Origin of the sequence: Paenibacillus sp. cl6col (assembly GCF_900102125.1) — a bacterium.
Lineage (GTDB): Bacteria > Bacillota > Bacilli > Paenibacillales > Paenibacillaceae > Paenibacillus_B > Paenibacillus_B suaedae.
In genome coordinates, this window is sequence record NZ_FNAZ01000006.1 from 74,779 (window position 1) to 87,957 (window position 13,179).

Genomic DNA, 13,179 nt, shown 5'->3' on the forward strand with positions numbered 1-13,179 from the left:
GCATCCTTCTTATTCAAAATTATTGGGTCAGCATTACATCCCCAGAATCCGATAAGAGACTGACCATAGGTCCATCCATACCGATTGTCCCATTCGCTGCATCCGGGATATCTATGATGATTTTGCCTGAATCAGACTGCAGGCTCGTTTGCAGAGCGCTTGGGCGTTCCTTCACCTTTACCGTAATATTACCGGCATTCGTCTTCGCGGTAATCGGATGCTTGATCTCGGTTAGATCTAGGTTGACATGACCGGAGTCGGAGTAAATGTCGAATGCCCCGGCAGCTTCCTTCACATTGATGTTCCCGGTATCGCTGGCTAATTGGAACCGCTCTACGTTAATGTCCTGAACTTGAATGCTCTCGGTATCAGTAGTAACCTTGATCAAACTGAAGGATTGACTTGGAACCAAGAGAGATAGATGCAGCTTATTGTAGATATCGAAAAATCTCAGCGGCGTTTTTTCCTTCAGTTCGATTGTTAGTTGTCCGTTGTCGGTACTTGCGACAATTTCATAGTCATCTTTCCATTTATATGTCGTCTTGCCATGTATCTGTACTTCGATCGTATTTCCGTTGGTTGGAATGATCTTTACATCTGAGAGAGCCGACTTTACATCGATCGTACGAATGCCTTCGGCGTTTAACGTTCGGCTGCTGTTAATCTCAACAATGTTGTACGGTGAATTTCCAATCAGAAACCATACTCCCATTCCGAATATGGCAATTGTGATGAGCACGACACCTATCTTTTTGACTGACATATCAAGTTCTCCCCCTAATGATGGAAAGATTGTAGTTGAGGTAACGTAGAACCGTTTTATAATACCAGCGAGTCACCCGTACGACGCCGATTCCACAGAGTAACCCCAATCCGAATAAGCCCAAAATATAGAAGATGTCTTGGAAAAATGATGCGGAAAAGTTGTGCTGAATAAGAAAGAGGATCGGTGAGCTTAATAGAGCGGCAGTCAGGAAGTAGTATCCACCCAGTAGGACTAAAGTTACTATAAACGGCACGAGAACAAACACTAGATTCAATATGCTTACTCGGATCGTGACTCGAACGGCTCGAAGCAGGTTGCGGAATGATTGAGTATCACTGGCTTTGCGGATTTCGTATTGTGCTAAAATTTCATTTGCAATCGACGACGGCGCGCCCAACTTGCTTATAATTTCACTCATGGGACGACCTGCATCGATCGCGTAGTCAAAATGTTCAGAATAATCAAGTAGCACTTCATCTCTCTCGACCTTGGACAATGGCCTCAGCAGCTTGGCCATCTCTGCCAAATACGATTGTTTGTTCATTTCCTCCCCTCCTCGATTACAGCGTAGACACCATCTGTAAATCGCATCCATTCGTCTGTCAAATCGGCCAGCATTTCTCTCCCTCGTTCCGTCAGTTTGTAATATTTACGAGGTGGCCCTTCAGTTGATTCCTTTAAGTAAGTGGAAAATACGCCGTCAACTGTAAGCCTTCGCAAAAGTGGATATATTGTACCTTCGGCAATCTCGATCTTATTCGATATGGCCTCAACCAACTCGTACCCGTAACAATCTTTCTTGGCTGTCAGGGCCAATACGCAAAGCTCCAACACCCCTTTTTTGAATTGTACGTTCATCGCCATGTCACCTGCGCTTTGCTTGGTACTGATTATTGTAAGGTACTGTTTTTTTGCAAATCATACCAAATTATGTTCAGAATAGCAAGTGAACTTCATTATTACCAGAGCATTGCGGTTGACTCATATTGGGCTAAAGTTAAGGCAATATATAAGAAGGCATCAGGACGCGATAAGCATTGGCAATCACGCCGGCAGCAACTGGTCGACAGCTTTTAACGCACGGCAGCGGCGAATTCTGAGCGGATCAAAGCCTGCCAGCTCGGAGCTGGGGTTGAGCGTCATTTGTTCGGATTAAAGAGAATAGATCAAACGATGGGGGATGATTACCTGGATTACTTCTCGCTGCGCTATAACCGCTTGCGTCGAAATAATCAAGTATTAAGCATGCAACCGGATTACCCTATTGCTGACATGGTGATGCGCGAGCACTAGCCGTCGCTTGTGCTGGAATGACAAACTTTCGGAACTTTACCCAGTCCCTTTTTTAAATGATCGACCAATTGGATAATTTACAAAAAACCTGTACTTTCTAATCTATATGGATAAAAAAACAGGTTTTTGTAATATGAGCAATGTGATTCCGGACATCCCCCAAGACTCGAATGCCAATATGGCTGTAAATCTTGGGGGATGATTAATTCGTTATATACAGGGAATCAATTATGAGCATTCTGGAGACTAATTAAGGCTTCTATATTCTAATATCTCATCAACAGCTAGTACAAACCCACCCGATTCGCGGAAGGATTGTTGCATGTTTACAGCGGCTGTCTTGTAAGATGCGTGGCTTAACACATGGTCTGCGGCTTCGCGGATTTGCTCTGCAGTCAAGTCATCCATACGTAATGTAACACCCGCTCCAACTCTGGAGATTTGCTCGGCAATGACTGGCTGATCGGCACTTTGCGGGATAACAATGAGCGGAACTCCGTAATAGAGACCTTCATGAGCACTATTCATGCCACCATGTGTAATAAATAATTTCGTGTGTGGCAATAGATCGGTTTGTGGCACAACGTTTTTTACGATGAAGTTTGCAGGGATCCTACCTAAATCTGAAATTTGGACTTTATCACCGATCGACATGACAATCGTATGTTCCATGTCTCCCAAAGCATCCATACAGAGCTTATAGAAATCAATCGCTTGGTTAAAGACAGTACCGAGTGAAATGTAAATGAGGCTTCTTCCTTCGATTGCCGTAAGGTCGAAGTCTGTTTGGCTGACCCGTGAAGAGATGGATGGCCCAACAAATTGAAAGGAATGATCAAATGTTTCTCCTTCAGGTTGGAACTCCCTAGTCGTATACACGATGGTAAGTGGTGCTGGATTACAAAATACTTCATAAGGAGAATGGATCTTCACATGATAGGTTTCCTTTACTTTATCCGTCAGGCTTACAAATGTATCATGGATAGGCTTCGCGATCTCTGCAGGTACACTTGCATGGAACTGTTCCATCAAGCTTACGAAGGATGCCTCTGATTGCACAAAAGAAGTACAGGAATTGATTGCAGGCAGTTTCAACATGTGAGCTAGTATTCGTCCACAACCGAACATAGAATCATGAATGATGTAATCGAATTGCTCTCCCTTGATTTGTTCAAGTACGCTTGGTATGACGACATCTGCCGTAAGCAGCAAGCCGTTGATTCGTTCAAGTACATAATTTCGTCCACCTGAAATAAAGGCTTTGATGAATTTCTCATCATCAAATGTTCGTACGATAGCGCCTGTCTTCTCCAATCGCTCCCGGAATGCTTCTATGCAGAAGTACACGACCTCTTCTCCCCGTGAGATAAGCTCCTGTACGACTCCAATCGTGGGATTGATATGTCCCTCTGATCCCCCATTTATAAATAAAACACGTGCCATTATCATCACTCCTAAACAATACGGTTCGCTTACATTGTTCGCAAGGATCCACATGCCCTCGCTTGGATCAACTTGAAATTGTATTCGGGATCAAGTTTATCATAGTATACAAATAGTACAAATAATTTTTGTATAACCCCCGTAAATCTTCTCACTCCAAATGTAATTAGTGCAAATCCTATCATAAATGGGGATAAAGAAAAGATGCTAAAGCAAAAAAAACATCTCCCCAAATGAATGAGGAGATGTCCATGTATTCATATTAATTAGTGAGTAATGGATGATTTCGGATATAACGTTGTTCCCCAAATCGAAACATTAATATCGCTAGCTAACGGAACGTTATATTCATCAACAACTGTTCTCCACCATTCCCAAGCAAGACCTGTGCATTCTCTTGCAAAAATTCTGATGTTCTTGGCATTAGGCGGAAGTGGGATTTCTGTTGAGAAATGAGCAGTTCTATCGCGCCAATTTCCATCCCAACTTTTACGAGTCACGATTTCTTGTCCATTTTCATCATATGAAAACTCGTCCCAATATACTTCAAACTGAGCTACATATGCACCACTATGGTCAAGCTTAATTTTACCCTTCGTATATTCCGTCGTTTTCGTCTCGATATACTCGGTATTATTGTGAACGGCAGCGATGGAATTGTCTTTCAAGAAGACGCTTGTATATGAAATCGGGTAAGCTGGATTCTTGCTGCTGAATTCTGCATTGTCCTTGATTACGCTTTGGATAACATTGAAGTCTTTCGTGACAACTTGGTTATGTGTTTGCGCGTCGCCACCTAGTACAACGGCAGTAAATGAACTGTTTTCATAAATATCTTTGTACTGTCCGCTTGCCTGAATGCTAGGATTATTGAGCAATAATTTAAATGCCGTTTGTACATCATTGCTCTTGGAGGTCGTCTCCAATTTGACGTAAATGGTACGGCCATAAGCTACGTTTGATACCATCAACGGCGGAGTCTCGTTGCTAACCCCTTTACGGACTAGCTCGGCAAACGACACACTGTCATCAAACAGATCCGATGGATTGTTGGGCAGTCCTGCACTTACGGTATAGAAGATTTGCTTATAAGCAGCAACCATCACTTTTTTCTCGCCGTTTGCGACCGCGTTAAAGTCGATTCCCAGCGTCCCGTTAAGCACTTTAGCGTTCACATTCAGTGCACTGGAAATTTGATTTTGGCTGTAAACCATGGATTCAGCATACTGTAATCTAGCTGGGAGTGTATGCGTGCTGGAATACTTCTCGCCCCAAGTCGATACGAGCTGATCAATGGCACTAGATACGCTGCCGTAATTTGGATTTTGAACGGAAATTGTGTTCTCGTTCTTCAACCCAGGCAGATCAATGCTAATATCCATTGGCTTTCTTGCAGCCATAACCAGACTAGGCTGATTATCTGCAAAATCCTTATTTGCAAGCTGTATTGCACCTGGATAAGTACGATTCGTGATCGAATCAATGATTGAAATATCTACGGGTGACGTTGTAAGTGATTTTTTGTCCCGTTCAACCACGATGAATTTACCGTTGGACTGAATGCCTTCTTTGGGAACAAAACTACTGATTTGATCCCCTTGTACTGCCAAAACCTCATTGCGATTATAGTTCAAGCCTGCGATTCCAAGATCAATATCATTGGATTCGTTGGGTGCAGCGGAGGAAATACTCGCAAAAGTGAACACTTGCAAACTCACCAACAGACTTACGAGTACTTTCCTTCCTTTCACATAGTTTGATTTTTTCTTCATACAATTACCCCTCTTTATGTAAAATTGTAGTACTAATGTACTACATTAATTTTTTTATCGGTAATTTGGTATGAAATTTTTATATTTTTATTAAGAAATAATACGAAACTTCATAACTTTTATGACATGAATAAAATATTTTTAAGTCTAGTTCGATTATTTAGAGTAATATTTTCAAATTATAGGAATTTTCTTGTTTATTCTATTATCGTATATGAAATCCTAAATTACTAATAATATCCTTTTGATGAAAGAGTGAAATAAAACACTCCCCTAAGCATTACATTAGGAGAGTGTCGATAACCTGTTACATAAAAAGGCAGCCTCGAACCAATCAATTCCACGCATGAGAATGTGCCCTATTTCAAACCATAATTATGCGGCAACTCTAAATGGTGTATGAGCAAATTGACAGTAGCTTATGGAGGTGTAAAGTACGTGAACTGTAATGTTGGAAAAACGGAACAAGCGATTCGAATATCAGTTGGAGCTGCAATCATCTTTACGGGACTTTATTACAGAAAATGGTGGGGATTAATTGGATTGGCTCCTATCATTACAGGCACAACCCGCTATTGCCCGGCGAATGCAGTTCTCGGCATACAAAATTGCAAAAAAGTGAAATAAATGCTTCCCTTCGCTTTACTATTTACCGTAATCCAATGATGATTGGGTGAAGTCTCCAATAAAGAGTCTAAAACCTTAATAGGTTTTGGACTCATGCTTCATCCAATTTCTTCAGCCACTGTCATAATCCCGGTTGATTCGGCGGATTGGCCTTGATATAGGAGATAAACGCGCGGGATGCATAAGAAAGATATTTATCCCGAGGATAAATGAGAGCCAGCTCCCAAGCGATTTCCGGTTGGGACACGGTAACGGCATGAATGGCAAGATGATGCAATCGGTTCGCCATCGATCGGGGAATCAATGATATTCCTAGTTGCGAAGCTACCATCTCGCAGCAGAAATCCCATAGAGAGGTCAAATGAGCCACCTTGGGTTCGAACCCAGCCTGCAAGCATGCTTGCTCAACTACATCATGAAGGGCAAATTCCTTGGTGAACAGAATGAAGGGCTCATTCTGCAATTCGTTCAAGCTGACGGATTTCCTTCCAGCCAGCCAGTGATGATTACTCACGATGACAACCAGTTCTTCCGTTAACAAGGAAACCGTTCGATACAGCTGCGTGTTCACCGGCAGCACCGTGACCCCAAAATCGATATTTCCTTGCTCCATCTGCATCTTTACTTGTTTCGCGCTGTATTCTACCATTTGAATCTCAATCTTGGGATAGTTCTTCTTGAATCCGGAAATGATTTTTGGGAAAAGCAATGCGCTAATTGTAGGCATGATCCCCATTGTCACTTTTCCTCTTTGCACGTGAACCAGCTCATTTACGGAAGAAGATAAATCCTCTAGCATCTGCAAAATTTTTAAAGCTTTCTCGTTAACCAGCCTTCCTGTATCGGTGAGTACAACTTCCCTGTCGGAACGGTCAAGCAACATAACGCCCAATTCATCCTCGAGACTCTTGATCATCTTGCTGATGGACGGCTGAGAAACATACAAAACCTGAGAAGCTTTTGTAAAATTTTTATGCTTGGCTACTTCTGCAAAATAATGAAGTTGTTTAATATCCATGTGATCCGGATCTTCCTCCTTCCCCTACAGGCAAAGTGGTATCCAAACCATTCATCCCTTGGCTCAAGATCATGATATGCCTAACATGCCAAAAACAGCACTTCGCGCCGTTAAACGCTTAGTGCTGTTCAAATATGCCAATGGATTAAACCGGATATACCGGGTGCTTGCGCTCTGAGAAGACGACAGCCTTTGATGAATAAGCCGCAAAACGGTTCACTAACTCGGTACGCAGCGAATTGGCGGGAATAATTCCGTCAATAATCATTTCGGAGGCCAGTCGGTAAATATCAATGTCCTGCTTATATTCTTCACGCTTTTGTTCGATAAAAGCAGCCTTCTCGCTTTCAGGCAATTGAGCAATTTTATTGGCATAGACGGCATTGACTGCAGCCTCTGGCCCCATCACCGCGATTTGAGCTGTAGGCAGTGCGAGGCAACAATCCGGTTCAAAAGCTGGACCAGCCATCGCGTAAAGACCCGCTCCGTACGCTTTGCGAACGATTACTGAAATTTTAGGCACGGTTGCTTCGGACATCGCTGAAATCATTTTCGCCCCATGGCGGATAATTCCTGCCCGCTCCACCTTTGTGCCGATCATAAAACCAGGGACGTCGGCAAGGAATAGAAGCGGGATATGAAATGCGTCGCAAAGCGTAATAAATCTGGCTGCCTTATCCGCTGAATCGAGGAACAGCACGCCACCCTTCACCCGTGGCTGATTGGCAATGATCCCGACCGGTTTGCCATTCATTCGTGCCAGTCCTGTAATAAGCTCACCGGCAAACAGCTTCTTCATCTCAAAAAATGATCCCTCGTCGATAATACGGTCAATCAGATCAACCATATTGAACGGGGCATTCTGATTGGTCGGGATGAGCTCTTCTAATGATTTCTCAAAGGATGGCGGTGCCACTGGTTTCGCAACCGGCGGTTGTTCGGAAAAATGGGAGGGAAAGTATGAGAGATATTGCCGCGCCATCAAAATGGCTTCTTCTTCATTCTTCGCCAGCACATCCCCACACCCTGAAATCGAACAGTGCATGTGCGCACCGCCCATCTCTTCTAGCGTAACCTTTTCTCCGATTACCATCTCCGCCATCCGCGGGGAACCGAGATACATGGATGCATTTCCATCTACCATAATCACGATATCACAAAATGCCGGAATGTAGGCTCCGCCGGCAGCCGAAGGGCCGAACAGCAGGCAGATTTGAGGAATTTTGCCTGACAACTTGACCTGATTGTAAAAAATACGGCCAGCCCCGCGCCTGCCAGGAAACATCTCGACCTGATCTGTAATGCGGGCACCTGCGGAATCCACGAGGTAAATTAACGGCACTCTCATTTTCTCAGCTGTCTCTTGGATTCGAATGATCTTCTCTACCGTACGCGATCCCCACGATCCGGCTTTTACCGTAGAATCATTGGCCATTACGCATACGATTCTTCCGTTCATTTTCCCAATCGCCGTAACGACGCCATCCGCTGGAAGATCTTCTGCGGCGCAGTTGGCGAACAGCGCATCCTCCAGCTCGAAACCCGGATCAAACAGTAGGTTTAGTCGGTCGCGAACAAATAACTTCCCTTTTACCGCATTCTTTTGATGATAAGACGGATCCCCTCCTTCGAGGATTCGTGAAACACGTTTCTGCAGCTCCTCCGGATTGAATTCGATGGACATCCCCTATTCCTCCTTATCTGCGATATGCTTGTTACTCGCCCTTAAATATGGGAGGACGTTTATCTTTGAACGCCTGCAGTCCTTCTAAGCGATCCTTTGTCGGAATTGTGACTTCATATGCATGCTGCTCAATCGCAAGTCCAGTGTTCAGCTCCACTTCCAATCCCTTATCGATGGCGAATTTGGACTGAGTCACAGCGATAGGAGCATTTCGAACAATACGGCCTGCTATTTCCAAGGCCTTATCTATCAGGAATTCAGGCGGTGCCACAGCCTCTGCCAGTCTGATGTTCCTTGCTTCTTCAGCGTCGATTTTTCTTGCCGTGAAAATGAGCTCCTTCGCCCGTCCCTTCCCGATCAGCCTCGGCAGCCGCTGTGTTCCTCCTGCGCCGGGAATAATTCCAAGTGAAGTCTCTGCAAGGGCGAATGCGGCTGTTGTGGAAGCAATCCGAATGTCACAGGCCAAGATCAATTCCATTCCCCCGCCAATAGCGGCTCCGTTTACCGCGGCAATGACCGGCTGGGGCAAGGCTTCCACATCATTGATGGTCTCGCGAATGAAAGATACCGTTCTACGTACTTGGCTCATGTCCATCCCTGCGCGTTCTTTTAAATCAGCACCTGCGCAAAAGGCTTTCTCTCCAGCGCCTGTGATGATAATACAGCGAACAGCCCGATCCAATTTACATGCATTTGCCGCATCACGCAATTGTTCGAGCATCTTGATGGATAACGCATTGGCAGCTTCCGGCCGGTTCAACGTGATGAGCACAATTCCATTTCCCATATTGGAGACCAGTACGGCTTTTTCCATGATCGCCCCTCCTTCCTAGTACCGAATCATTCTCCTACATCATGTACCTGCTCATACGTTCGAGCTGCTGACCTGAAGATTCCGGCTCGGCAAGGTTCTTCCGACCTTCTCCTGAATATAACGCGCCGCGGAGAGAAGCTTTTCCTGATTGATCCCCGTCTGAATGCCCATTGAATCCAGCATGAACAACAAGTCCTCTGAAGCGACATTGCCGGAGGCTCCAGGTGCATACGGGCATCCGCCCAACCCTCCGACAGAGGCATCGAATGTTGTGATCCCCATGTTCATGGACGCTAGAATATTAGCCAGCGCCGTTCCACGCGTATCGTGGAAATGCAAAGTCAGTTTCTCGGCATCAAAACGCTTGAGCATCATTTCCAATACATCTTCTACCTGTTTCGGATTTGCAATGCCAATCGTATCCCCTAGAGATAATTCGCCAATCCCCATTTCGAACAACGTTTCCGATACACGGATGACCTCGTCGATAGAGATAGGCCCTTCATAGGGGCAGCCAAAAACCGTTGACACGTAACCGCGGACTGATTTTCCAGCGGAATGGGCTGCTTGCACGACTTCATGCAGAATGGGAAACGTAGCGTTTATTGACTTGTTGATATTTCTTTGATTGTGGGTCTCACTGGCAGACATAAAGACTGCCACCTCATCTACATCGGTCTCAAGTGCTCGCTCTAGGCCCTGCCGATTCGGAACGAGTGCCGAATGCGTAATGCCAGGCATCCGCTCAATCCCTTTGGCAACTTCAGCGGCATCTGCCAGTGCTGGAATCCACTTCGGATTCACAAATGAAGTGATTTCTAAGGATGTGATTCCGGTACGGGACAGTTGGTTGATCCAAGCGATTTTATCTTCTGTTGCAACGAAAACCTTCTCATTTTGCAGTCCGTCCCTTGGACCAACCTCTTTGATCGTTACTTTCGCCGGCCAGTTCATCTCCCCCAACCCCCAGCATCTGTTTAATCAAGCTCGATCAACAAATCTCCTTCATCAACAAAGTCGCCTTCGCTCACGTTGACCTTGTTTACCGTTCCTCCGGTGCCAGACGTAATCGAGATCTCCATTTTCATCGATTCCAACACGACTACATTTTGCCCTGCCTCGACTTGATCCCCAGGGTTGACAAGAATCTTGTATACATTCCCCGCCATAACCGCCACGATTTTGCTCATCTGAATAACCTCCTTTTTTACGAATAGCCTTACGGTAACTCGCCGAGGCCTTATCCGATACAGTTATGTCTGCTCCAGCACATATTTCGCAACAAAGCCTGTTGTTGTCTCGCCTGAACGGAATGCTGGATGCGCGATGACTTCTTGCAGCATTGGAATGTTGGTCTTGATGCCTTCAACCTGATAATCGGCCAGCGCCTGTTGAAGCCGCTCAATCGCTTCATTGCGATCCTTCCCTGCGACGATGAGCTTTGCAATCATCGGATCATAGAAGGGCGTGACGACAGAACCATCATGTACAGCCAGCTCATGGCGAATTCCGTCTCCTTCAGGGATAGCGAACTTCGTAATGATTCCAGGAGATGGGAAGAACGTCTTCGGATCTTCTGCATAAATCCGTACTTCTATCGCATGGCCTTCGCGTTTCACATCAGATTGACCGAAGTTCAAGGAATGTCCTGCCGCAATTCGCAGCTGCTCCGCAACCAGGTCCAAGCCGGTAATCTCTTCTGTGATCGTATGCTCCACCTGCAGACGAGTATTCATTTCAAGAAAGTAGAAATTTTTATGCTCGTCGACTAAAAATTCGATGGTTCCGGCATTCCGGTATCCGATGGATTTAGCGGCTCTAACCGCCGCTTCTCCCATTTTTTCTCGTGTGAGTTCATCTAAAAAGGTTGAAGGAGCTTCTTCCACGACTTTTTGATGACGCCGTTGTATCGAACATTCCCGCTCCCACAAGTAGACGGTATTTCCCTGGGCGTCCGCTAAAATCTGAATTTCGATATGCCGAGGATTTTCTACAACCTTCTCTAGATACATGGCCCCATCTCCGAAGAAATTAGAGGCACGCTTCTGGTTCCCTTCAAATGCTTGCTTCATCTCCGCTTCGTTATTCACGATTTGCATGCCGATGCCGCCACCACCGGCTGAGGCTTTCAGCATAACCGGATAGCCGATTCGGCCGGCTGCCTGTGCTGCTTCTTCCGCATCCGCTAATGCACAGGAAATGCCGGGAATAACAGGCACGCCTGCCTGTTCCATGCTGTTTCGGGCTTCAATTTTACTGCCCATGCGGGCGATGACATCTGATGATGGGCCGATGAATACAATACCCGCTTCCTCGCAACGGCGTGCAAATTCCGCATTTTCCGAAAGTAACCCGTATCCGGGGTGAATCGCATCCGCTTGTGAAAGCTGGGCGATTTCTAAAATCTTGTCGATTTTTAAATAGCTATCTGTAACTTTTGGATTTCCTACCTCATAGGCCTCATCTGCCATTTTGACATGCGGAGCTTCCTTATCCACTTTCGAGTAGATGCTGACGGTGGCAATGCCCAGCGCTTTGCAAGTGCGGATCACTCGAGCAGCAATTTCGCCTCGGTTGGCGATTAGAATCTTTTTGAACATAGAACCAATCCCCTTTAACAACCGATCTGGCGTGCAATGACCATTCGTTGCACTTCCGAAGTTCCTTCCCCGATCTCAAGCAGCTTGGCATCCCGAAAGAATCGTTCAACCTGGTATTCCTTCATATATCCATAACCGCCATGGATTTGTACGGCTTGATCGCATGCTTTCATGCATATTTCCGAGGCAAATAATTTGGCCATCGCCGCCTCCTTCTTGAACTTCCTGCCCTTATCTTTAAGCCATGCCGCTTTATAAACCATTGTGCGTGCGAGTTCAATATGCATGGCCATGTCAGCCAGCTTGAATTGGATCGCTTGAAAGGAGGATAAGCTTTGGCCGAATTGTTTTCTTTCTTTGGCATATTGAAGCGATTTTTCGTAAGCCCCTTGGGCAATTCCGACCGCCATCGCACCGATACCGATTCGGCCTCCGTCAAGCGTAGCTAAAAATTGCTTGTATCCATGCCCTTCTTTCCCGAGAAGATTTTCTTTGGGAACGGTTACATCTTGTAAAATTAATTCCGTTGTATTTGATGAATGCAGCCCCATTTTTTCATAATTGTCAATGACCGTAAATCCTGGCGCATCTGTAGACACGATAAATGCACTGATTCCATTCGTCCCTTTAGTGCGATCCGTAACGGCTGTGAGGGACAAGTTTTTGGCATAGCTTGCATTGGTAATAAAGCATTTGGAGCCGGAAATGATCCACTTATCTCCATGCAGATTCGCTTTTGTCTGGGTTCCGCCTGCATCCGATCCTGCATTTGGTTCCGTCAGCCCGAACGCGCCCATGTATTCTCCTGTACATAAAGGGGTTAAGTATTTTTCCTTTTGCTCATGTGTTCCGAATAAATGGATGGGTGCCCCGCCTAAAGAAATATGGGCGGAATAGGTAATGCCCGTGGAAGCACAGACCCGGCTTAATTCTTCTACAGTGATAGCGAAGCTAATGGTATCCGCTCCGCCGCCGCCATATTGTTCGGGAAAAGGCAGGCCCATGACGCCCAGCTTCGTTAATTTTTCGAAAACATCCTTCGGAAATTGCTTCGTACGATCTCGTTCATCCGCGCCTGGGGCAACCTCGCCCTCCGAAAAATCGCGCATCATTTTTTTGATCAACGCTTGTTCCTCGGTTAAATCAAAATGCATGAATTCAT

13 protein-coding genes are annotated in these 13,179 nt (G+C 45.5%); 1 reads left to right on the top strand and 12 read right to left on the bottom strand.

The window, feature by feature from the left end; translation table 11 throughout:
* Window positions 1-19: 19 nt before the first annotated feature.
* From BLS15_RS16600 to alv, 5 genes are all read right to left on the bottom strand, one after another.
* Complete coding sequence (locus BLS15_RS16600; protein WP_021253399.1) at window positions 20-763, bottom strand: DUF4097 family beta strand repeat-containing protein; 744 nt, start codon at window positions 761-763, stop codon at window positions 20-22.
* Window position 764: 1 nt separating this feature from the next.
* On the bottom strand, window positions 765-1,310 hold the full coding sequence (locus tag BLS15_RS16605; protein ID WP_021253400.1) for an HAAS signaling domain-containing protein: 546 nt from the start codon (window positions 1,308-1,310) through the stop codon (window positions 765-767).
* Window positions 1,307-1,624: a PadR family transcriptional regulator gene (locus BLS15_RS16610; RefSeq protein WP_021253401.1), complete on the bottom strand. Its 318-nt coding sequence runs from the start codon at window positions 1,622-1,624 to the stop codon at window positions 1,307-1,309. The genes BLS15_RS16605 and BLS15_RS16610 overlap by 4 nt, the downstream gene beginning before the upstream one ends.
* A 681-nt stretch (window positions 1,625-2,305) precedes the next feature.
* Window positions 2,306-3,502 carry a macrolide family glycosyltransferase gene (locus BLS15_RS16615; RefSeq protein ID WP_021253402.1) on the bottom strand — a complete coding sequence of 399 codons (1,197 nt, stop codon included), beginning with the start codon at window positions 3,500-3,502 and terminating at the stop codon, window positions 2,306-2,308.
* A gap of 266 nt (window positions 3,503-3,768) precedes the next feature.
* The gene (gene alv / locus BLS15_RS16620) at window positions 3,769-5,274 is read right to left on the bottom strand and encodes a cholesterol-dependent cytolysin alveolysin (RefSeq protein ID WP_021253403.1); all 1,506 of its coding nucleotides are present in this window, start codon (window positions 5,272-5,274) and stop codon (window positions 3,769-3,771) included.
* 438 nt (window positions 5,275-5,712) lie between these two features.
* Here alv and BLS15_RS16625 point away from each other — a divergent pair, with 438 nt between their 5' ends.
* The gene (locus BLS15_RS16625; protein WP_021253404.1) at window positions 5,713-5,901 is read left to right on the top strand and encodes a YgaP family membrane protein; all 189 of its coding nucleotides are present in this window, start codon (window positions 5,713-5,715) and stop codon (window positions 5,899-5,901) included.
* Window positions 5,902-6,022: 121 nt separating this feature from the next.
* Here BLS15_RS16625 and BLS15_RS16630 read toward each other — a convergent pair whose 3' ends face one another.
* The 7 genes from BLS15_RS16630 to BLS15_RS16660 all read right to left on the bottom strand — a co-directional run bounded on the left by BLS15_RS16630 (window position 6,023) and on the right by BLS15_RS16660 (window position 13,171).
* The gene (locus BLS15_RS16630) at window positions 6,023-6,919 is read right to left on the bottom strand and encodes a LysR family transcriptional regulator (RefSeq protein ID WP_028532854.1); all 897 of its coding nucleotides are present in this window, start codon (window positions 6,917-6,919) and stop codon (window positions 6,023-6,025) included.
* A 145-nt stretch (window positions 6,920-7,064) separates the two neighbouring features.
* Window positions 7,065-8,603 (bottom strand): acyl-CoA carboxylase subunit beta, encoded by a 1,539-nt coding sequence (locus tag BLS15_RS16635; protein WP_090512778.1) that lies wholly within the window; start codon window positions 8,601-8,603, stop codon window positions 7,065-7,067.
* 31 nt (window positions 8,604-8,634) lie between these two features.
* Complete coding sequence (locus tag BLS15_RS16640; RefSeq protein WP_090512783.1) at window positions 8,635-9,417, bottom strand: enoyl-CoA hydratase; 783 nt, start codon at window positions 9,415-9,417, stop codon at window positions 8,635-8,637.
* 51 nt (window positions 9,418-9,468) lie between these two features.
* On the bottom strand, window positions 9,469-10,371 hold the full coding sequence (locus BLS15_RS16645) for a hydroxymethylglutaryl-CoA lyase (protein ID WP_090512787.1): 903 nt from the start codon (window positions 10,369-10,371) through the stop codon (window positions 9,469-9,471).
* A 23-nt stretch (window positions 10,372-10,394) separates the two neighbouring features.
* Window positions 10,395-10,607, bottom strand: a complete 213-nt coding sequence (locus tag BLS15_RS29565) for an acetyl-CoA carboxylase biotin carboxyl carrier protein subunit (RefSeq protein ID WP_021253409.1) — start codon at window positions 10,605-10,607, stop codon at window positions 10,395-10,397.
* Window positions 10,608-10,670: 63 nt separating this feature from the next.
* Window positions 10,671-12,017 carry an acetyl-CoA carboxylase biotin carboxylase subunit gene (locus BLS15_RS16655; protein ID WP_028532851.1) on the bottom strand — a complete coding sequence of 449 codons (1,347 nt, stop codon included), beginning with the start codon at window positions 12,015-12,017 and terminating at the stop codon, window positions 10,671-10,673.
* A 14-nt stretch (window positions 12,018-12,031) separates the two neighbouring features.
* Entirely contained in the window at window positions 12,032-13,171 is a 1,140-nt protein-coding gene (locus tag BLS15_RS16660) for an acyl-CoA dehydrogenase family protein (protein ID WP_021253411.1), read from the bottom strand.
* Between the last annotated feature and the right edge of the window lie 8 nt (window positions 13,172-13,179).